The 20,795-nt window shown below is 70.7% G+C and carries 21 protein-coding genes; 12 read left to right on the top strand and 9 right to left on the bottom strand.

What is annotated here, in order from left to right:
* The first annotated feature begins 16 nt into the window (after positions 1-16).
* Positions 17-2,305, top strand: coding sequence for an isocitrate lyase ICL2 (gene aceA / locus G6N45_RS17425; protein WP_163723389.1), 2,289 nt, complete (start codon positions 17-19; stop codon positions 2,303-2,305).
* 13 nt (positions 2,306-2,318) lie between these two features.
* On the opposite strand, the gene G6N45_RS17430 is transcribed toward aceA, so the two are convergent.
* Positions 2,319-3,095 carry an O-succinylbenzoate-CoA synthase gene (locus G6N45_RS17430; protein ID WP_163723390.1) on the bottom strand — a complete coding sequence of 259 codons (777 nt, stop codon included), beginning with the start codon at positions 3,093-3,095 and terminating at the stop codon, positions 2,319-2,321.
* 36 nt (positions 3,096-3,131) lie between these two features.
* On the opposite strand from G6N45_RS17430, the gene G6N45_RS17435 reads away from it, so the two are divergent.
* The gene (locus tag G6N45_RS17435) at positions 3,132-3,875 is read left to right on the top strand and encodes a glutamine amidotransferase (protein WP_163723391.1); all 744 of its coding nucleotides are present in this window, start codon (positions 3,132-3,134) and stop codon (positions 3,873-3,875) included.
* A gap of 9 nt (positions 3,876-3,884) precedes the next feature.
* Here the strand turns inward: G6N45_RS17435 and G6N45_RS17440 are convergent, their stop codons facing one another.
* The 4 genes from G6N45_RS17440 to G6N45_RS17455 form a co-directional block, all read right to left on the bottom strand.
* Complete coding sequence (locus G6N45_RS17440) at positions 3,885-4,256, bottom strand: group I truncated hemoglobin (RefSeq protein ID WP_163723392.1); 372 nt, start codon at positions 4,254-4,256, stop codon at positions 3,885-3,887.
* A gap of 103 nt (positions 4,257-4,359) precedes the next feature.
* Complete coding sequence (locus G6N45_RS17445; protein ID WP_163723393.1) at positions 4,360-4,653, bottom strand: Dabb family protein; 294 nt, start codon at positions 4,651-4,653, stop codon at positions 4,360-4,362.
* A 19-nt stretch (positions 4,654-4,672) separates the two neighbouring features.
* Entirely contained in the window at positions 4,673-5,362 is a 690-nt protein-coding gene (locus G6N45_RS17450; RefSeq protein WP_163723394.1) for an Rv0518 family GDSL lipase, read from the bottom strand.
* Positions 5,363-5,424: 62 nt separating this feature from the next.
* Positions 5,425-6,639, bottom strand: coding sequence for an acyltransferase family protein (locus G6N45_RS17455; protein WP_163723395.1), 1,215 nt, complete (start codon positions 6,637-6,639; stop codon positions 5,425-5,427).
* A gap of 245 nt (positions 6,640-6,884) precedes the next feature.
* Between G6N45_RS17455 and G6N45_RS17460 the strand changes: the two genes are divergently transcribed.
* From G6N45_RS17460 to yaaA, 6 genes are all read left to right on the top strand, one after another.
* Positions 6,885-8,066 (top strand): PP2C family protein-serine/threonine phosphatase, encoded by a 1,182-nt coding sequence (locus G6N45_RS17460; RefSeq protein ID WP_163723396.1) that lies wholly within the window; start codon positions 6,885-6,887, stop codon positions 8,064-8,066.
* Positions 8,056-9,639: a sensor histidine kinase gene (locus tag G6N45_RS17465; RefSeq protein WP_163723397.1), complete on the top strand. Its 1,584-nt coding sequence runs from the start codon at positions 8,056-8,058 to the stop codon at positions 9,637-9,639. Before G6N45_RS17460 ends, G6N45_RS17465 begins: the two co-directional genes overlap by 11 nt.
* Complete coding sequence (locus G6N45_RS17470) at positions 9,636-10,076, top strand: response regulator (RefSeq protein ID WP_057147989.1); 441 nt, start codon at positions 9,636-9,638, stop codon at positions 10,074-10,076. The genes G6N45_RS17465 and G6N45_RS17470 overlap by 4 nt, the downstream gene beginning before the upstream one ends.
* Before the next feature lies 1 nt (position 10,077).
* Positions 10,078-11,211: an alkaline phosphatase family protein gene (locus G6N45_RS17475; RefSeq protein WP_163723398.1), complete on the top strand. Its 1,134-nt coding sequence runs from the start codon at positions 10,078-10,080 to the stop codon at positions 11,209-11,211.
* Between the two features lie 164 nt (positions 11,212-11,375).
* Positions 11,376-11,966: a C40 family peptidase gene (locus G6N45_RS17480; protein WP_163723399.1), complete on the top strand. Its 591-nt coding sequence runs from the start codon at positions 11,376-11,378 to the stop codon at positions 11,964-11,966.
* Positions 11,967-11,990: 24 nt separating this feature from the next.
* A complete protein-coding gene (gene yaaA / locus G6N45_RS17485; protein ID WP_163723400.1) occupies positions 11,991-12,737 on the top strand; it encodes a peroxide stress protein YaaA in 747 nt (248 codons plus the stop codon).
* 74 nt (positions 12,738-12,811) lie between these two features.
* Here yaaA and G6N45_RS17490 read toward each other — a convergent pair whose 3' ends face one another.
* Positions 12,812-13,306 carry a hypothetical protein gene (locus G6N45_RS17490; RefSeq protein ID WP_163723401.1) on the bottom strand — a complete coding sequence of 165 codons (495 nt, stop codon included), beginning with the start codon at positions 13,304-13,306 and terminating at the stop codon, positions 12,812-12,814.
* A gap of 120 nt (positions 13,307-13,426) precedes the next feature.
* On the opposite strand from G6N45_RS17490, the gene G6N45_RS17495 reads away from it, so the two are divergent.
* Genes G6N45_RS17495 through G6N45_RS17510 form a run of 4 tightly spaced genes read left to right on the top strand, consistent with a single transcriptional unit; the run spans position 13,427 to position 16,487 of the window.
* The gene (locus tag G6N45_RS17495) at positions 13,427-13,666 is read left to right on the top strand and encodes a hypothetical protein (protein ID WP_163723402.1); all 240 of its coding nucleotides are present in this window, start codon (positions 13,427-13,429) and stop codon (positions 13,664-13,666) included.
* Entirely contained in the window at positions 13,663-14,019 is a 357-nt protein-coding gene (locus G6N45_RS17500) for a hypothetical protein (protein ID WP_163723403.1), read from the top strand. Before G6N45_RS17495 ends, G6N45_RS17500 begins: the two co-directional genes overlap by 4 nt.
* Positions 14,020-14,067: 48 nt before the next feature.
* Complete coding sequence (locus G6N45_RS17505) at positions 14,068-15,534, top strand: amidase (protein ID WP_163723404.1); 1,467 nt, start codon at positions 14,068-14,070, stop codon at positions 15,532-15,534.
* A 35-nt stretch (positions 15,535-15,569) separates the two neighbouring features.
* Positions 15,570-16,487, top strand: coding sequence for an alpha/beta fold hydrolase (locus tag G6N45_RS17510; protein WP_163723405.1), 918 nt, complete (start codon positions 15,570-15,572; stop codon positions 16,485-16,487).
* On the opposite strand, the gene G6N45_RS17515 is transcribed toward G6N45_RS17510, so the two are convergent.
* From G6N45_RS17515 to G6N45_RS17525, 3 genes are read right to left on the bottom strand one after another with little or no spacing between them, the layout of a single operon-like run.
* Complete coding sequence (locus G6N45_RS17515; RefSeq protein ID WP_057148015.1) at positions 16,488-16,712, bottom strand: hypothetical protein; 225 nt, start codon at positions 16,710-16,712, stop codon at positions 16,488-16,490.
* A gap of 10 nt (positions 16,713-16,722) precedes the next feature.
* Complete coding sequence (locus G6N45_RS17520) at positions 16,723-18,003, bottom strand: competence/damage-inducible protein A (RefSeq protein WP_163723406.1); 1,281 nt, start codon at positions 18,001-18,003, stop codon at positions 16,723-16,725.
* A 30-nt stretch (positions 18,004-18,033) separates the two neighbouring features.
* A complete protein-coding gene (locus tag G6N45_RS17525) occupies positions 18,034-20,781 on the bottom strand; it encodes a glycoside hydrolase family 2 protein (RefSeq protein ID WP_308207030.1) in 2,748 nt (915 codons plus the stop codon).
* Positions 20,782-20,795: the final 14 nt, after the last annotated feature.

Here is a 20,795-nt window from a genome sequence, read left to right on the forward strand (position 1 = left end):
ATCTAGGCTTCGAGTCATGGCCATCATCGAAGCCGACCTCCAGCCTGAGACGCCGTTCGAACGCGACGTCGCAGAGACGCAGCGCTATTTCGACAGCCCCCGCTTCGAGGGCATCATCCGCCTCTACACCGCGCGGCAGGTCGCCGAGCAGCGCGGCACGATTCCCGCCGACTACCCCGTCGCGCGGGAGGCGGCCACCGCGTTCCATCCGCACCTGCGGGAGCTGTTCTCGCGCGGCAAGAGCATCACCACCTTCGGGCCGTACTCCCCCGGCCAGGCCGTTGTGATGAAGCGGATGGGCATCGAGGGCATCTATCTCGGCGGCTGGGCCACCTCGGCGAAGGGGTCGATCAGCGAGGACCCGGGCCCCGACCTGGCCAGCTATCCGCTCAGTCAGGTGCCCGAGGAGGCCGCAGGCATCGTCAGGGCGCTGCTGACCGCGGACCGCAACCAGCAGTACCTGCGCCTGCAGATGACCGAGGAGCAGCGCGCGGCCACGCCCGCCTACGATTATCGGCCGTTCATCATCGCCGACGCCGACACCGGGCACGGCGGCGATCCGCATGTCCGCAACCTCATCCGCCGCTTCGTCGAGAACGGTGTGCCGGGGTACCACATCGAGGACCAGCGTCCCGGCACCAAGAAATGCGGCCACCAGGGCGGCAAGGTGCTGGTGCCGTCCGACGAGCAGATCAAGCGGCTCAACACCGCGCGGTTCCAGCTCGACGTGATGCGGGTGCCCGGCATCATCGTCGCCCGCACCGACGCGGAGGCGGCGAACCTCATCGACAGCCGGGCCGACGAGCGCGACCAGCCGTTCCTGCTCGGTGTGACCAACCTGAAGATCCCGCCGTACAAGTCCTGCTTCCTGGCAATGGTGCGGCGCTTCTACAACCAGGGCGTGACCGAACTGAACGGTCACCTGCTCTACGCGGTGCCCGACGGCGAGTACGCCACCGCCGAGGCGTGGCTGGAGCGCCACGGCGTGCTGGCCCTGATCGACCAGACCGCCGCGGCCTGGCAGGACGGCGCCGAACCGTCCCTCGACGCGGCGTTCGACACGGTCGAGTCCAGGTTCGTCGACGCCTGGCAGGACGACGCCGGGCTCGACACCTACGCCGGCGCCGTGGCCGATCTGCTCGAATTCCGGGAACGCGAGGGCGAATCGGCGACGATGAGCGCGAAGGAGTGGCGCGCCTTCGCCGAACGCGCGCCGCTGTACAACGCCCGCGAGAAGGCCAAGGAGCTGGGCGCCGACGCGGCGTGGGACTGCGAGCGGGCCAAGACGCCCGAGGGCTACTACCAGGTGCGCGGCGGCATCCCGTACGCGATCGCGAAGTCCCTGGCGGCGGCCCCGTTCGCCGACATCCTCTGGATGGAGACCAAGACCGCCGACCTGGCCGACGCCAAGCAGTTCGCCGACGCCGTCCACGCGGTGTACCCGGACAAGATGCTCGCCTACAACCTCTCCCCGTCGTTCAACTGGGACACCACCGGCATGACCGACGAGGAGATGCGGGCGTTCCCCGAGGAGATCGGGAAGATGGGCTTCGTCTTCAACTTCATCACCTACGGCGGCCACCAGGTCGACGGCGTGGCCTCCGAGGAGTTCGCGACCTCGCTGCGGCAGGAGGGCATGCTGGCGCTGGCCCGGCTGCAGCGCAAGATGCGCCTCGTCGAATCCCCTTATCGCACACCGCAGACCCTGGTCGGGGGACCCCGCAGCGATGCCGCGCTGGCAGCGTCGTCCGGGCGCACCGCGACGACGAAGTCGATGGGCAAGGGCTCCACGCAGCACCAGCACCTGGTGCAGACCGAGGTGCCCAAGAAGCTGCTCGAGGAGTGGCTGGCGCTGTGGAGCGAACACAACAAGCTGCCCGAGAAGCTGCGCGTGCAGCTGCGGCCGCGGCGGGCCGGCTCCGACGTGCTGGATCTGCAGATCCTCGGCGACGGTGAGGAGCCGCTGGCCAACGTCGTCGTCGACCCGATCAAGGACCGGCACGGCCGCAGCATCCTGACGGTGCGCGACCAGAACACCTTCGCCGAGCAGCTGCGTCAGAAGCGCCTGATGGACGTGATCCATCTGTGGCTGATCCACCGGTTCAAGGCCGAGATCGTGTACTACGTGACGCCGACGGAGGACAACATCTATCAGACCGAGAAGATGAAGTCGCACGGCATCTTCAGCGACGTCTACCAGGAGGTCGGCGAGATCATCGTCGCCGACGTGAACCAGCCGCGCATCGACGAACTCCTCGCGCCCGACCACAAGGCCCTGCTCCGGCTGATCAGCAAGCAGGACTGAGCGCTCGGCGGGGTCAGAGGAGCGCGGCGGCGCGGCGGACGAGCGCGCGCCACTGCTGCACCGTTGCCGCATCGGTGACGAGCAGGCGTTCCAGCCGCACCGGGTCGGGCGCGGCCGGCATCGGCGCGGCCGGGAGGTACCCGTCGGCCGGGATCAGCGATCTCGCCGGTGAGACGACGTCGCCGTCGCGCAGCCACGGCGGCACCGGACCGCACGCATAACTGAGGTCCTGCAGCGCCGCGGCGAGCGCCACGTCGGCGGCCAGACCGATGCTGGTCGCCCCGCTGAACTCCACCAGCACCGGCACCCCGAGTCTCTCCGCCCGGCGCATCGCGCGCCGCACGCCCCCGAGTGCGCCGCAGCGCAGCACCGCCACATCGGCGCACTGCGGATCGGCGCCCAGCAGATCGGCCTCGACGGCGACCGGCACGTCGACCCGGCGCCGCACCTGGGCCGCGTCGGCCGGGCTGTGGCAGACCAGCCGCGCGAGTTCGAGGTCGCCGGCGGCGCGGATCTGTGCGACCGCCACATCGACGTCATCGACCCCGATCACCTCACGCCGCGCGCCGTCGGTCACCGGCACCCGGCCGCGGAGGGCGTCCGGCCAGCCGACGGTGCTCGGCTCCATGGCCGCTGTCAGCCAGCGCGCGGCCAGCGCGTCGTCGCAGTCCGGGGGCGGGCTGAACTCGCCCCAGCCCTGCGGGCCGTCCACCAGCAGGCCCCCCTGCGGCCCGTCGGCGGTCGGGATCGCGAACACCGGTGCGTCGTCGAAATCGATGAGTGTTCTCACTGACCGACAAAGCTAGCCCGTGGCTAGTCTTGTCCGGTGGCCGCCGCCCCATTTCTGCTGCTGTCGATCCGCGGCGAAGACGAGGCCGCCGACGACGAATACCGGGCGGTGATGCGGTTCGGCGGGCTCGACGAGCACACGCTGCGACGGATCCGGCTCACCCACCGCGAGCTCGGCGAGATCGATCTGTCCCGGTGGTCGGGCATCATCCTCGGCGGCGGGCCCTACACCGTCAGCGACGATCCCGCCGCGAAGTCGCCCACCCAGCAGCGGGTGGAGGCCGAGCTGGCCGACCTGCTCGGTGCGATCATCGCGGCGGACTTCCCGTTTCTGGGCTGCTGCTACGGGGTCGGCACGCTCGGTACGGCGGTGGGCGCCGTCATCGACCGCTCTCACAGCGAGCCGGTCGGACCGGTGACCGTCGACCTGACGCCCGAAGGACACGCCGATCCCCTGTTCACCGGCCTGCCGCAGACGTTCGACGCATTCGGCGGCCACAAGGAGGCTGCGTCGGTGCTGCCCGCACACGTCGCCCAGCTCGCCACCTCGACGGCGTGTCCGGTCCAGGCGTTCCGGGTGGGCGCCAACGTCTATGCCACCCAGTTCCATCCAGAGCTCGATGTCGACGGCCTGTGCACGCGCATCGATGTCTACAAGAACCACGGATATTTCGCGCCCGAGACCGCGCAGTCACTCAAAGACGCTGCGCGGCAGCGGACCGTCACACATCCGATGACGATTCTGCGCAGGTTCGCGCAGCGGTACGCCCGGCCCTGCTGAGGCCTCGGGTCAGCTGGCACGCGCCGAGGCGCCGGGCGCGATCTCGGCTTTCAGGGGCGCAAGCTCGGCGCCGATCGCCTCGATCGTCGGACCGTCGACGCCGAGTCCGGCCAGCGTGTCCACCAGATGGGTGACCACGAGATCGAAATGCTCGGGCGCAATAGCGAAGGGCGCGTGCGCTTCTCGCATCGAGCGCCCGAGATAGGGATCGGGGCCACCGATGGCGGCGGCGATGAACGCTCGCTGATGGCCCTTGAGCCGCTCGAGGTCGACGGCGTCGAAATACGGTGCCAGCGCGGAATCGGCAAGCACTCTGCGGTAGAAGTCGTCGACCGCCGCCGTGACTGCCGTCGGGCCGCCGATCTGGTCGAAGATGCTCATGGGTCCAGGCTGTCCCCGACGTGTAACGCACGACCGCATGCGGATTGTGAAACGCGTTAACTTGTCCTCACGGTGGGCTCCGTCGGGCGGTGAGGTCGCCGGATCAGCCGGCGGGCACCTCGAACTGCGCCCGGGCGATCTGGTCGACCATCGGCGCCAGCCGCGCCCGCAGTGCGTTGTGCTCGGCGTCGGCGTCGTAGCCGCGGTAGGCCTCGATGTCGGCGAAGTCGGCGACGATGACGAAGTCCCAATTCCCTTCGCGCAGGCCGGCATCCGTACCCACCGTGTAGTTCAGCGTGCCGGGGAGGCCGAGATCGCGCAGGCCCTGCGCAATCCGCGCCACCTCGGCGCCGTCGTGGCCGTCCTTGAGCTTGGCGAGCACCACGTTGCGAATCATCAGCGCACCCTAACAGCCGTCAGTACGGGGCGAGCTGGGTGCCGATCAGCGGCGCGATCTTCTCGGCCATGTAGGTGTGGCCGGCGTCGGTCGGGTGCACGCCGTCCTGACCGATCAGCTCTGGCCGCCCGACGAACCACCGCGCGGCGATGGGGTCGACGAACGCGGCCCCGGCGAGCTCGGCCTGGTAGCTCAGGACGTCGCGGATCCGCAGCACCTCCGGCGGCGGGTCCGCTGTCGGCCACGGCGGTCCGATCACGAGCATCTTCGCCGAGCGGGCGATCTGGCGGGCCAGCTTGAGCGTGCCGTACATCGCGATCGACAGCCGCGTCGGCTCGACCTTCATGTCGTTGCGCGAGCCGAAGAACACCACCAGCGCATCGTTCGGTTTGACGGCCCGCACGGTCAGGTCCTCGAACACGCTGCCCCGGTTGCCGCGGGTGCAGTAGCCGGCGCCACCCTCCGCGGCGACCGTCGGGGTGACGGCGATCCCGTGGTCGCTGAGCGCCTGCCACGCCTGCGGCGCCCAGCCCTGCGGACCGTTGCCGCCCTGATCACTACCGGTCGTGTAGGAGTCGCCGATCACGGCGATCCGGTTCACGGCATAGTCCAGGACCCGTACCTCGCGATGCGTCACCACGGGTGCGGGCGAGCTGAGGGCGCCGAAAAGCATGGCGGCAGAGAGCATCCACGTCAGCACACGACTCACTGGACCAGCCTAGGGGTGCGCCGGCGCCGACCCGGCCCCGACTCGCCGCGGTTCACGAAGACTTATCCCGCCCGCGCGGTGACCGGCTGCAATCTGCCGTGCGGCGGCTCCGACGGGCGTGCCACGCGCGGGCGGGCCGGCTCGATCATCCGGCGCATCCAGCGGCGGCCGGGCTCTTCGACGACGTGATAGAGCAGCGCGGCGAGGACACCGGCGAGCAGCACGAGCCCGAGCACCGTGAACTTCGCCGGCCAGCCGGGCGTCAGCGTGATCCCGAACTGCTGGGTCGCCCAGTTCCACGCGGTGTGGACGATCTCGTGGACCATGTACAGCCCGAAGGAGATATGGCCCAGGTACACCATCGCCGACGTCGAGAGCAGCGCAGGCAGTGAGCCCGCTCCGATCGACAGTGCGATGACCAGCGGCACGAACAGCACGTCGATCAGGCCGCCGGCGTCGAGCATGTCCCCCGGCGGGTACGCGTCGAGCAGGTACAACCCGCCGATGATCGCGACGACGAGCGCGACGGCCGCGAGCCCGGCGGCCTGCCGGTTGCGGTCGGAGAGCTGCAGCCTGCGCACGGCGGCGCACGCCAGCGCGCCGGCGGTGAACTGCATGACGATCCTCGGCAGCCAACTCCACGGTGTGTAGAAGACGCCGTGGGCGAGCAGCAGCAGGGTCGGCGCCAGCGCGGCCGCGATCGCCAGCCAGATCAATCCGCGCGCCCGGGTCACCGCGGCGATCCGGAACACCACCAGCACCAGCCCGCCGAAGAGCAGGTAGGCCAGCCATTCCGCGCTGATCGACCACGCCGGCCCGTCCCAGCTCGACCCGTCGAAGTACGGCTGGAACCACAGCTGCACCAGCAGCACCTGTTTGAGCCAGCTCAGGGCGTTCAGCGACCCGATGACGTCAGGGGGCAACGGGAACCGCCCGACGTAAAGGGTGAAGACGGCGAACGCGGCGGCGAGATGCATCGTCACCAGGTACACCGGCCACACCCGTGCCAGCCGCAGCCACAGGAACCGCAGCGTCGACCGCATCGACCAGGATTCGCCCATCCGGTCCAGGTAGTTCCATGTCAACACGAACCCGCTGAGGATGAAGAACAGGTCGACGCCCTGGGCACCCGCGTTGAGCACCGGGGCCAGCGCGTCGCGGAAACCCGGGGACGCCTCGGCCAGCATCGGACGGAAATGGAAGAGCACGACCCACACGGCGGCCACGATGCGCAGCCCCGACAGGGCCTTGATCTCACCGGTGCGCACACGACTCATTTCGTCTCGAGAACAGAAGCAGTCGTCGACGACGTCGGCCGGAAGGGCGGTGGTGCTCGCCGCCTCCCCCCGACGGAAACGCCGGCGACCGGTCGGAGGCTACCAGCGCGAGCTGGGAGATCGGGTGCCGCAACGCCGCCGCCGGGAGGATGTCCACGGCAACGACCGCCCCAGGTATCCTCGGGAAATTGTCAATCGAACATGCCAGCGCGCGCGGTGGGGCGCGACGGAAAGTGCCGGGGCGCATGCACGTCCCGGATGACGGCGAGCCGTTGTCGCTGCTGCTCGTCGAGGACGACCGGGCCGACGCGATCCTGGTCGAGGAACTGATCGCCGACGCCGGTGTCGACATCGCCGTCGTGTGGGCCGAATCGATGGCCAAGGCCGAGCAGGCGATCGCCGCGGCGCGCCCGGACTGCGTGCTGCTCGACCTGCACCTGCACGACACCGACGGCATCGCCGGGGTGAAACGCATCGCCGAGCGGGACGCGACGATTCCGGTCGTGGTGCTCACCGGCCTGAACGACGAACACGTCGCGTCCGTAGCGGTCGCCTCGGGCGCCCAGGACTACCTGGTCAAGGGCCGCGTCGATCCCGAGACTCTGCGGCGGGCGGTGCTGTACGCCATCGAGCGCAAGCGTGCCGAGCTGACCGCGGTGGACCTGCACGCCACCCAGTTGCGGGAGCGGGAGAACGCCCGCCTGGAGCGCGGCCTGCTGCCCTCGCCGCTGCTGCTCGACGACCCAGGCGTCGACATCGTCACCCGGTACCGGCCCAGCCGGCAGAATGCGCTGCTCGGCGGCGACTTCTACGACTTCGTGCAGACCCCGGACCGCACCGTGCACGTCATGATCGGCGACGTCGCCGGCCACGGTCCGGATGAGGCCGCACTCGGGGTGGCGCTGCGCATCGCGTGGCGGGCGCTGACCTTCGCCGGACTGCGCGGCGCCGACCGGATGCGCCAGCTCGAGCGCATCATGCGCGCCGAGCGGGCCGGGAAGGGTATCTTCGCCACCGTCCTCAGCCTCGCCATCCCGCCGGAGGGGTCGCTCGTCACCGCAGTGCGGGCGGGCCATCCGGGCATGCTGCTCCACGGGCACGGCACGGTCGACTGGGTGGAGCCGGCCGGCGGGCCTGCGCTGGGCCTGCACGCCGGGGACTGGACGCCGCAGCAGGTGGAACTGCCGCCCGGCAAGGGCCTGGTGCTGCTGACCGACGGCCTGTTCGAGGGGCATATCGGACGGGGCAACGAACGCCTCGGCGAGGCCGGCCTGCTCGAGCTGGCCCGCACGCTGGCCCACCTGCCTGGTCTGGAGTTCGTGGAGGCGCTCATCACCGCCGTAGAGGACCGCGCCCAATCCCACGGCGGCATCGCCGACGACATCGCGGTGGTGCGGGTGGAAAGGACGGGACACCATGAGTCCTGATCAACGCGGGGTGCGGGCCCTGACGGTCGAGGGCTGGCAGTATCTGGTGCTGTCGATCATGGCCGCGGTCGTGCTCGCCGGCGCCGTCACGACGGCGGTGCTGCTGCACCGCACCGATCAGGTGTCCAATCGGATCACCGAAAACGTCGGGCCCGCCCGGGTGGCCGCTTATCAGCTGCAGGCCGCGCTGCGCGACCAGGAGACCGCAGTCCGTGGCTACGTCATCGCCGCCGACCCTCAGTTCCTCGAGCCGTATGGCGACGGCCGGGAGGTCGAGGCGCAGGCCTCGGCCGCGCTGCGCCAGTTCGAGCAGAAGCAGCCACAGCTGCTCGACGATCTCGACGAGATCGAGCAGGCCTCCGGCTCGTGGCGCACGGACTACGCCGAGCCTGTCATCGCCGCGGTCAGGCCGGGGCAGCGCAACACCGTCTCCCCCGCCCTGACCGAGGTCGGCAAGTCCCAATTCGATCGTCTCCGGGTGCTTTTCGATCGTCAGAACGAGAACTTGCTGCAGGCCCGCAACAGCGGTGTCGCCGAACTGGATTCGATCAACGCGTGGCGCAACGGGGTGCTGATCGCGATGCTGGCGGCGTTCGTCGTGACGATGGTGATGTTGGCGGTGCTGTTGCGACGCGCTCTGGTGCGCCCGCTGAACCGGTTGGCGGCGGCGTGCCGGCGCGTCGCCGAGGGGAACTTCGGTGAGCGGATCGTGCCGCAGGGTCCCCGGGACATCCGGCTGATCGCGATCGACGTGGACAACATGCGCCGGCGCATCGTCGAGGAACTCGAGGCCTCGAGGGCGGCCACCGAGGCGCTCGACGAGCACGCCGAGGAGTTGCGCCGCTCCAACGCCGAACTCGAGCAGTTCGCCTATGTGGCATCGCACGATCTGCAGGAGCCGTTGCGCAAGGTCGCGTCGTTCTGCCAGCTGTTGGAGAAGCGCTACGGGGACAAGCTCGACGAGCGCGGCACCGAGTACATCGGGTTCGCCGTCGACGGCGCCAAACGCATGCAGGTGCTGATCAACGACCTGCTGACGTTCTCGCGGGTCGGCCGCCTCAACGCCACCGAAACCGACGTCGACCTCGACACGGTGCTCGACGCGGCGCTGAGCAACGTGGCGACGTCCATCGAGGAGACCGGCGCCGTGATCGAGCGGCCTGCCGGCGGGCTGCCCACGATCAAGGGCGATCCGACGCTGTTGACCATGCTGTGGCAGAACCTGATCGGCAACGCCGTGAAGTTCCGTCGCGAGGGCGTGCGTCCCGAGGTGAGGATCACTTGCGGAGTGGGGTCCGGTGACGCCGATGAATGGTGGTTCTCGGTGACGGACAACGGAATCGGCATCGCTGCGGAGTTCTCCGAGAAAGTCTTCGTGATCTTCCAGCGGCTGCACGGCCGGGACGCCTACACGGGCACCGGCATCGGTCTGGCACTGTGCAAGAAGATCGTCGAACACCACGGCGGGACGATCTGGATCGACACCGACTACACCGAGGGCACCCGCTTCCGGTTCACGCTGCCGGTCGCCGTCGACAGCCCGGCCGCCCAACTGGAAGGATCGTCGTCATGACACCCGCTGAACGCGCCATCGACGTGTTGCTCATCGAGGACGACCCGGGAGACGAGCTGATCACCCGGGAAGCCTTCGAGCACAACAAGATCAAAAACAATCTGCACGTCGCACACGACGGCGAGGAGGGCCTGGACTTCCTCTACAAGAGGGGACAGTACGAGGGGGCGCCCCGGCCGGACCTGGTGCTGCTCGACCTGAACCTGCCCAAGTACGACGGGCGCCAGCTGCTCGAGACCATCAAGTCCGACCCGGACCTGAGCCACATCCCGGTCGTCGTGCTGACCACCTCCTCGGCCGAGGAGGACATCCTGCGCAGCTACAAGCTGCACGCCAACGCGTACGTGACCAAGCCCGTCGACCTCGATCAGTTCATGAACGCTGTCCGCCAGATCGACGAGTTCTTCGTGCAGGTGGTCCGGCTGCCGCAGTTCTGAGGTGGACCTCCCGCGCCCCGACACCGCGACGGCGCACCTCGCCGACGTGACGCCGTCGGTGCTGGCCGCGATGGGGGTCGCGGGCTTCGAGCCGCGCATCGCGCTGCCCTACGACGTCGGCGGGGCGTGTGTGCTGCTGGTCGACGGTCTGGGGGCCGATCTGCTCGACGCGCACACCGCCGACGCCCCCTTCCTGGCCGGTCTCCGGGGCCGCACGTTGCACGTCGGGTTCCCCTCGACGACGGCGGCGGGGCTGGCGGCGGTCGGCACCGGGTGCCGTTCCGGCGAGCACGCCATGGTGGGGATGTCATTCCGGCTGCCCGAGGTGGGCGTGCTCAACGCGCTGCGGTGGCGTCCGCACCCGTGGGGTGACGATCTGCGCGACCGGGCCGTGCCGGAGCAGGTGCAGCCGCTTGCCACGGTGTTCGAGCGGGCCGGCTCGGCGGGGGTGGCGGTCAGCGTGATCTCGGCCGCGGAGTTCGCCGGTTCGGGCCTGACACGGGCGGTGCTCCGCGGCGGCCGGTACGTCGGCGTCCACGCGATCGGGGACCTCGTCGCGGCGATCGGGACGACCATCGCCGAACGCGGCTTCTGTTACGCCTACCACGCTGACCTGGATCTGGTCGGTCATCTTCACGGGCCGGGATCGGACGCGTGGCGGATGCAGTTGCGGCAGGTGGATCTGCTGGTGGAGTCCATCGCCGACGCCCTGCCGCGGGGCGGGCTGCTGGCCGTGGTCGCCGATCACGGCATGGTGTCGCTCGGAGAGGACGTGGTGGACGCCGACGCCGCACCGCCCCTGCAGGACGGGGTCGTCGCCCTCGGCGGCGAGGTACGGGCGCGGCACGTCTACACCCGCGCCGGCGCGAGGGCCGACGTGCTGGCCACCTGGCGGGAGTTCCTCGGGCCGCGGGCGTGGGTGGTGACGCGCGAGGAGGCAGTCGGGGCCGGCTGGTTCGGTGAGCGGGTCACCGACGACGCCAGGTCGCGTATCGGCGACATCGTGGTGGCTGCGCGCGGATCGTCGGGGGTGCTGCGCCGAACCGCCGAACCGGTCGAATCGTCACTGGTCGGTCAGCACGGGTCGCTGACGTCGGCCGAGCAGCACGTCCCGCTGCTGCTGGCTCACCGATGAGGCCAAAAGTTCCTGTGCTGCAGCAGCTTTGCTCGGATCTGATCGCTTTCTGAATCGATCTCTCGCACAATAACTTTCGTGACGTTCAACGCGCTTACGCGCGGATTGTGCCCGCCATCACAGATTTTGGTCGTATTAGAGACCCTCTGCTAGCGTCCGGCCGCATGTATGAACTCGCCACACTCTTGACGCTCGTCAACCAAGTGTCGGGAACGCCGTACATCTCCGGCGGTGACTCCCCGACCGGGACCGACTGCTCCGGGCTTGTGTCGTGGGTCACCAACGCCGCGACCGGCAGGCCGGTCTACGGCGATCGGTTCAACACCGGGAACATCGAGGGCGCACTGCGCGCCCGGGGATTCCAGTACGGGACCCAGCCCGGGGCGCTGGTGGTCGGCTGGAACCGCGGCCACACCGCGGTGACGCTGCCCGACGGCACCCCGGTGTCGTCCGGAGAAGGCGGAGGCGTGAAGATCGGCGGTGGCGGCGCCTATCAGAGCCAGTTCACCCACCACATGTACCTGCCCGCGCCTGCGGCCGCCGACGTGCCGCCTCCGGCCGATCCCCTGCTCTCGCCGCCGATGGCTCCCCCGCCACCGCCCGCGCCGATCGTGCTGATGGGCCAGGAGGCGCCGGCGCCGCCCCCACCCGGGGATCCGCTGCTGCCGCCGCCCCCGCCCCCACCCGGCGATCCGCTGCTGCCGCCGCCCCCACCCGGGGATCCGCTGCTGCCGCCGCCCCCGCCGGCGGGGTGAGCGCCGCGCGCTAGCGTCTTCGCCGTGATCGTCCTGCTGCCCCCGTCGGAGACCAAGCGCGCCGGCGGAGACGGACCCGCGCTGGCCCTGGAATCGCTGAGCTCGCCGGAACTGCATCCGGTCCGGACCGAACTGATCGACGACCTCGTCGGGCTGGCCGCCGACAGGGACGCCAGCCGCACCGCGCTGGGGTTGTCGGCCGGTCAGGATGCGGAGATCGACCGCAACGCGGCCCTGCGCTCGGCGCCGACGATGCCCGCCCTGCACCGCTACACCGGCGTGCTCTACGACGCGCTGGACGTGGAGTCGCTGCGCGGCGCATCGGCGGCCCGCGCCGCCTCGCGGCTCGCGGTCGTGTCGGCGCTGTTCGGGCTCGTCCGCGCCGACGATCCGATCCCGGCCTACCGGCTCTCCGCGAGCTCGCGCCTCCCCGGTCGTCCCACGCTGGCCGCGCGCTGGCGGCCGGCACTGGAGCCCGTGCTCAGCGGGCTGGCCGCGCGCGAACTCGTCGTCGACCTGCGCTCGGGCTCCTACGCGGGATTGGGCAAGATGCCCGGCGCCGTCACCGTCGAGGTCGTCGCCGAACACGCGGACGGTCGTCGCACCGTGGTCAGTCACTTCAACAAGGCGCACAAGGGACGGCTGGCGCGCGCGCTGGCCGCCACCCGGTCGGAGCCGTCGGATGCGGCCGCAGTCGCCGGGGTCGCGCGGCGCGCGGGCATGCGCGTCGAGCGGCAGAGCGACCACCTCACCGTCGTCGTCTCCGCGTGAACGGCCTCGAACACGACGAAATGGCTTGGCGCACTTGAAAAACATCGCCCAAACGTTGGTTTGGGCGAAAAGGTCTACAGAGAAGCGATGAAGTCCGTCGAGTAGAACTCCTCCGGCTGCTGGCTGTTGGCCGCGGGCCGGGTCAGCGACAACCACGCCCCCGTTGCGCCGGGCATGATCGGCCCGCGCACGGTCACGGCGCCCGCGCCCGCTCCGTCGGTGAACAGCACCGCCGACGCCACCCCGGGAGCCCCCGCCCCGCACCCCGCCGCCGACGTCCGCGGTATCTGGATCAGCCGGAGGTCGTAGCGGGTGTTGGGCACGCCGGTGAAGAACGCCACGTCGGCGAGGACCTCACCTCCCTGGACCCGCAGCAGTGCGGTGGGCCGGCCGTAGTAGGAGCCGCCGACGTACTTCACCTGGCTGAAATCGCAGCGGCGCAGCTTCTCGGCGAGCGGCATGACGACCCCCGCGCTCTCCGCGGACGCCGCGCCGGCGCCAGCCAGCATCGGTCCGGTCGCGATCAGCAGCGCCGTGGCGGTCACCGCGGCGCGGGCGATTCGGCGCATGGATCCGTCCTCTCCGGGATCGGGGCAATCGACAGTGCCGTCAAGGTTAGTGGGTCTCATCATCGGCTGCCGCATCAGGGCGTTGACGGTCACCCGCGCGGGAGGTGACACTGTCGGCCGATGTCGACACTGTGGGTCTACCTGCGCATCCAGCTCATGACGTTGGTGTGCGGGATCGTCGGGCCCATCTTCCTGTTCGTCTACTTCGCCGCGCAGCCCGACACCACCATCCGCTGGATGTACTGGTGGGGCCTGCTGATCACGGTCGCCGACATCCTCGTCGCGCTCGCGATCACCGACTCGCTGACCCGCCGGAACCGCGAGGCGGCCCCCCGACGCACCGGACAGGACGCACGGTGACCTACTACCCGACGCCGCGCCCACCGGCACCGCGCTCCGGGGCCGACGTGGCGATCTCCATCGTGGTCCTGGTGCTCACCGCGGTGATGGGCGCCGTCGCGGCGTTTCTCGGCGTGTTCTCGCTGGCATTCCTCGATCACTGTCCACCCGAGACGTGCAGCGTCGATGGCGCGGTCAGCGCGGTGTTCACGGCGCTGATGGTCGCCGCCGGCGTGGGCGTGACCGGGCTGGTGCTCACCGTCGTGGCGCTGGTCCGGCGTGCCACCGCGTGGCCGTATGCGCTCGGCACGTTCGCGCTGTGCGCGCTGACCCTGTTCCTCGGCGTGCTCGGCTACGGCGCTGCTGTGGGCTGACCCGCGGCGGAGTTGCCGCGACGTGCCGCGCCCGCGATGATCCGCGTCATGGACTCACGCACGGCGTTCGAACTCGCCGACCTCGACGCGCTCGGTCAGGCCGAGCTGGCCGCCGCCGGCGAGGTGAGCGCCACCGAGCTGCTCGACGCCGCGATCGTGCGGTTGGAGGCCGGCCGCGCGCTCAACGCGGTGATCGCCGACCTGCTCGACCGCGGTCGGGCCGATGCCGCCGCCCTGGACGCCTCCGGCGCACTGCGAACCGGGGCGAACGGTCCCCTGGCCGGGGTGCCCTTCCTGCTCAAGGATCTGGGCGCCTCGCTGGCCGGCGCACCCGAGGCGATGGGATCGCGCGCGCTGCGCACCCACGTCGCCGAGCAGACGGCGTGGATCGTCGAGCGCTATCTGGACGCGGGTCTGGTGATCTTCGGCAAGACGAACACCCCGGAATGGGGCAACCACTGCACCACCGAGCCGTCGCTGTTCGGCCCGACCGTCAACCCGTGGTCGCCGGACATCACCCCCGGCGGGTCCAGCGGCGGCTCGGCCGCGGCGGTGGCCGCCGGGATCGTGCCTGCCGCGTCGGGCGGAGACGGCACCGGCTCTATCCGGGTTCCCGCGGCGTGCTGTGGGCTGGTGGGGCTTAAGCCGCGACGGGCCCGCACGTCGTTCGGGCCCGCCGCCGGGCACGGGCTGGAAGGCCTGGTCAACGAGCATGCGCTGACCCGGACGGTGCGCGACAGCGCCGCCCTCCTCGACGCGGTCACCGGGGCCGGTGTCGGCGACCCCTACTCGGCCCCGCTGCCCGGCGAGCCGTTCCTGCGCGCCATCGAGACCCCGCCGTCGCCGCAACGCATCCTGCTGGCCACGTCGTCGCCGTTCCCCGCGCCGGTCACCGATCCCGCCGTGGTCGCCGCGGTCGAGCACACCGCGGCCACGCTCGCCGACCTCGGCCACCTGATCGAGCCGGGCGCCCCGACCATCGACGCCGACGCCTTGGCCGACGCCATCGCCGTCCTCCACACCGTCAGCAACGCCGCGCTGTTCGCCCTGGCCCGGGAACACCTGGGCCGGGACCCGCACGAGGACGAGTTCGAGCCGAGCAGCTGGGTGATGATGCGCGAAGGGTTCACCACGACGGGCGTCGCCTACGCCGACGCCATCGCGGCGGTGGACGCCCAGACCCGCCGCTTCGCGGCGCAGATGACCGGTCATGACGTGCTGCTGGTTCCGACCCTGCTGACCTCGCCGCCGCCCTTCGGACTGCTCGACCAGCCGCGCGGCACCACCCGGGCGTTCTTCGACGTCGAGTTCGCCACCACCGGATGGACGTCGCTGGCCAACGTGACCGGATGGGCGGCGGTGTCGCTGCCGCTCGGCGTCACCTCCGACGGCCTGCCGATCGGCGTCCAGCTGATGGCGCCCGACGAGGCGATCCTGCTCAGACTCGCCGCGCAACTTGAAACCGCCCTGCCGTGGGCCGGCCGGCGGCCGCCGGGGTGGGTCGGTCGGAACTGACGGCGACGAGACACCCGCATGCGAGACTGTCGCGCATGGCTCTCGACATCGCCCGTCCCAAGCTCGAAGGCAACGTCGCCGTGGGCGCGCATCGCCGCATCGGGTTCGCCGAGTTCGGCGATCCGCAGGGGCGGCCGATCTTCTGGCTGCACGGCACGCCCGGCGGGCGGCGCCAGATCCCGGTCGAGGCCCGGCTGTACGCGGAGAACAACGGGATCCGGCTGATCGGCGTCGACCGGCCGGGCATCGGGTCGTCCACCCCACACGCCTATGGGCGGGTGATCGACTTCGCCGAGGACCTCGAGGCCATCGCCGATGTGCTGGGCATCGGAAAGATGGTGATCATCGGACTGTCCGGCGGCGGTCCCTACACGCTGGGCGCCGCGGCGGCCATGCCCGAACGCGTCGTCGCGGTCGGCGTGCTCGGCGGTGTCGCCCCGACGCAGGGGGCCGACGCGATCGGCGGCGGCATCATGGGCAAGGTCGGTGTGCCGGTGGCGCCGGTGCTCGAGCACGTCGGCAGCTCGCTGAGCATGGTCGCCACCGGGCTGATCCGGCTGATCAAGCCGATCGCCGAACCGGCGCTGTACCTGTATGCCGGGATCTCCCCCGCCGGTGACCGCCGGCTGCTGGTCCGTCCGGAGTTCAAGGCGATGTTCCTCGACGATCTGCTCAACGGCAGCCGCAAGCAGCTCGCGGCCCCGTTCGCCGATGTCGTGGTGTTCGCCAGGGACTGGGGTTTCCGGCTGGACGAGGTCAAGGTGCCGGTGCGCTGGTGGCATGGCGACAGGGACCACATCGTGCCGTTCGCGCACGGCCGGCATGTGGTGTCGATGCTGCCCGACGCCGAGCTGTACACGCTCTCCGGCGAAAGCCACCTCGGCGGGCTCGGGCAGGCCGAGGCGATCATGGAGGCGATGACGCAGCTGTGGGACGCCGGCGGCGAACGCTGATCAGCGGCGCAGCCAGGCCTGCACCGTCGGGAGTTCCCGGCTGTAGGACTGCAGGAAGTCGTCGTGGAACAGGGTGCCGCCGCTGATCGCGCTGTCGCCCTGCCACACCACGTGCACCCGGACGGTGCCCTTCTCGAAGTAGTCGTTGCGCTCGGCGGTGCGGTGCGTCCAGCCCGTCTGCTCGGCCAGTGCCGAGAACGCCTGCCGCTCGTCGGTGTCAACCATGTCCCACACCCTAGCGGTGCCCGGTCAGTGCCCGGCGCAACAGATGCATCGCGACCGTCGTGGACCGCTCCCGCACATCGGAGCGATTGCCGGGCAGCGTCGTCGTCCGGGTGACCGTCGCTCCGGGATCGGATCCGTCGGTCAGCGCCACCGAGAAGCACACGGTGCCGACCGGTTTGCCCTCGGTGCCGCCGCCGGGTCCGGCGACGCCGGTGATCGCGATCGCGGTGTCGGCGTCGAAGCGGGTCAGGGCACCGTGGGCCATCGCCTCGGCCACCGGCTCGGACACCGCGCCGTGCTGGTCGATCAGCGTGGCGTCGACGCCGAGCAGGTCGGTCTTGGCGGCATTCGCGTACGCCACCACCCCGCCCGCCACGTACGCCGAGGAGCCGGGCCGCTCGGTGAGCCGGGCCGCGAGCAGGCCCGCCGTGCACGATTCCGCGGTCGCGATCCGGCGGCCCCGCAGCAGGTCGGCGATCTGGTCGTCGATCAGGGCGCCGTCGGTGGAGAAGATCTCGCGGTCGTGCCGGGCGCGCAGCGCGTCGAGCAGCGCGGTGTACGCCGCGGCGTCCTGCGGTTCGAACCGGGTGACGATCTCCAGTTCGCCGCGGCGCAGGCAGGTGGTGATCTCGAGGCGGTCGAACCCCGCCACGGACCCCTCGGCGTCGCGCAGCGTCTCGGCCAGACCGGATTCGGGCAGCCCGAACATCCGTACGGTCTCCTGCCGGTACGGCGTGCGCCCCGCGATCGCGGCCTGCAGGGCGTCGGTGGCCACGGCCGCCTGCCACATGGGCTGCAGTTCGCGCGGCGGACCGGGAAGCACGACCACGGTCGGGTGGCCCTCGACGACGACGCCCGGCGCGGTGCCGACCGGGTCGAGGATGACCGCGCCGGCGGGGATCAGCGCCTGCTTGCGGTTGGCGGCGAGAACCGCCTCGGCGTCCACTCCGGGAAAACGCGCCATCAGCCCGGTGACGATGTCGCCGATCTTTGCTTCCAGGCCCGGGTCGAGCACCAGGTCGCGCCCGCAGAACCGGGCGACGACCTCGACGGTCATGTCGTCGGCGGTGGGGCCGAGGCCGCCGCTGGTGATGACGAGGTCGAGGTCCTGGTCGGCGAGGAACCGCAACTGGGCCTCGATGTCGGCGGGCCGGTCACCGCACAGCGTGATGTGGGAGAGCTCGACGCCCAGCTCGAGGAGTCGGTCCGCCAGATACGGGCCGTTGGCATCCGCGACCCGTCCGGTGAGGACCTCGGTCCCCGTCACCACGATGCCCGCCCGTGCGCTCACGATTGCCGACACTACGCACCGGCGCCGCGGCTACCGGACCGGGACGACGACGGGCGCGGTGTTGTAGCCGCTCACCCGCACCCAGTCGGCGGTCGCGCCGGCGGCCAGTGGCGTACCGCGGATCTCGACGGTCTCGCCGCCGAACACGGTGACGTAGTTGTCGGTGTAGGTGACCGGCAGCAGTTCGTCGGCGTCGGGAGCGGCCAGCAGTTCGGCCCGGGCGAAGAACGCCACGCCGCGCCCCGGGTTGTGCAGCCGGATGACCACGCCGTCGGCGGTGCGGGCGGCGCTGACCTCGAGCCGGCCGCGGGGCATCGTGTTGAGCGCGGTCATGTCGGCCCAGGCGGCCGGCCGCAGCTCGAAGGCCTGGTCGTTGCCCGGGTCGCCGACGTCGTCGCGGCGCCGGGACTGCCAGTAGGTGTTCTCGGCGATCAGCGCGCCGGTGGCGTCGCGCAGGTCGAGGCGGACGAAGAACACCGGGGAGTCCCGGGCGACGCGCGGTAGCGACAGGGCCGCGACGTGACCGCCCGCCGCGACGTCGAGCGGGTCGCTGGTGCGGTCCTCGCGGACGCGGCCCTGCAGGTCGTACACCCGCACCCGCACCGTGAGACCGCGGTGCTCGGCCGGGGTCTGGTTGACGACGGTGACCGCGGCGCGGCTGTGGTCGCCGGTGGCGTACGCATCGAACACCGCCGACAGCGGCCGCAGGCCTTTCTTGGCGCCGAAGTAGGCGCCGCCGGGGCGCAGGTAGTAGTCGAAGAGATGGCCGAAGAACGACGGCCAGTGGTTGTTGAGCATCCAGTACACGGTCATCTTGTGCGTGTCCCACCCGCCGGCGGCGAACGCCTCGAACTGTGCACGCGTCGATTCGTAATGTGCCAGTTGGGCTTTGGCGGTGAACATTTCGGCACTGGTGGACGGGCCGTAGCGCCGGTCGATGGCGCGCCGGATGGTCGTCAACGCGGCGTTGCTGGTGTTGGCGCCGGCATGGAAGTACCAGGTGTCGTTGATCGGCCACAGCTTGTCGGCCGGGATGAACCGGCGCAGGCTCGCCATCGGCGGGATGTGTTCGTTGTCGCCCTGCTCGGCGTTCGCGCCGCGCGCGGCGCCGTACCGGCCGGCGAACCAGTAGCTCGGCGGACGCCAACTGTACGGGCCGGCCATGTGGATGCCGTCCCAGAGCACCTGGCCGTCCGCGTCTCTGGCGAAGCTGGACACCGTGTCGACGACGGCCCCCGGCCAGTGCAGTGCCTCGAGGATGCGCCGGTAGTCGGCGAGCAGGTCCGGCGGCGGGGTGCCGTCGCTGCCGTTGGCCCACACGAAAGCCGAAGCGTGCGAACGCAACAGGGTGATCACCGACGTCAGGCTCTCGCGTGCCACCCGCTGGTCCTCGGTGTCCCACTGCGACCACTTCTCCCACTGGTTGCAGCACATCCAGCCCAGCATCAGGGGGATGCCCAGTTCGTCGGCCATGTCGACCAGTCGTTCGCCGGGGAACTTGCCCTCCAGCCGCAGCATGTTCAGGCCCAGGTCCTTGACGTAGCGCAGCGTGGCGGTGTCGCGTGCCGGATCGTCGGCGTAGAGCAGGTCGGGGGCGTACGCCGCGCCGCGGATCGCGAGGTCGCGCCCGTTGACGGTCAGGTAGAAGTTGCCGCCGCCGCCGAGTTCGGGATGGCTGGTGTCATCGTCGCGGTGCTGGGACACCTCCCGGATCCCGAAGCGCTGCAGGCGTTCGTCGGAGGCGCGGCCGAACCGGCGGAACTCGGTGTGCAGGTCATACAGCGCGGGTTCGCCCATCGTGTAGGGCCACCACAGGTCCGGGTGGTCGACCGACAACTGTGGGTGGTCGGCGGGGTCGAACTCGACCTCGCGCTGTTCTCCCGGCGCCAGACTCACCCGCCGCTCGACGACGATGTCGGGTTTCCCCGCCCGGCTGATCGTCGCGCGTACGACCCCGCGCACGGCCGTCGCAGCGTAGTTACGGACGCTGGTGTAGACCGTCAGGCGAGCCGAATCCGTCTGCGGCAGCGGCAGATCCGAGTTCACAGCGGAGGCGCCGAGCACGACGTCCTGCGACATCTGCAGATACACCGGTTTCCAGATGCCCGCGTTGCGGTCGGCGACGAAGGAGGTGTTCACCGGCCGGGCGCCGGGCGGGGCCCGGTAGCCGAGGTAGCGCCAGTTGATCCAGTCGTACCAGCTGTCGGCCAGTTCGACGCCGTCGACGTCCTGCAGCGCCTGTTCGGGTGTCACCTTGACCGCGAGCACGTTGGCTCCCCCGCGGTTGATCCACGGTGTCGTGTCGATCTCGTGCCCGACGTGCATCCCGACCACCCGGGAGGCGTCGGCGATACGGTGCCCGTTGAGCCAGACCTCGGCGCGGTAGTTGATGCCGGGGAACTCGAGCAGGTAGGTGGAGTGACCGCGGGGCGCGTCGAAAGTCGTGCGGTACCACCAGTCTTGCGTGTAGAGGTCCTGGGGCACCTCGTCGCGCAGGTTGGTGCCGACGTAGAGGTCGGGATAGCTGCCGTCGGCCTGCAGTGCCTGCAGCACGGTGGCGGGCATCCGCGCGATGGGATGCCAACCGGCGTCGGAGTAGCCCCGCGCCGACACCGCCGCGCCGTCCTGGCCCGCGGCGCGCGCGGAGATCAACCGCCAGCCCTCCGTCAGTTCGACGCGCGACGGTGCCGGCGTGGGCCGGCCGACCTCCGGGACGTCGGCGACGCCGAGCACCGCGATGAGTGCGGCGAGCACGACGATGGCCAGCGCCGCGCGCACACCGCCGCGGCCCC

The organism is Mycolicibacterium psychrotolerans, from assembly GCF_010729305.1.
GTDB lineage: Bacteria > Actinomycetota > Actinomycetes > Mycobacteriales > Mycobacteriaceae > Mycobacterium > Mycobacterium psychrotolerans.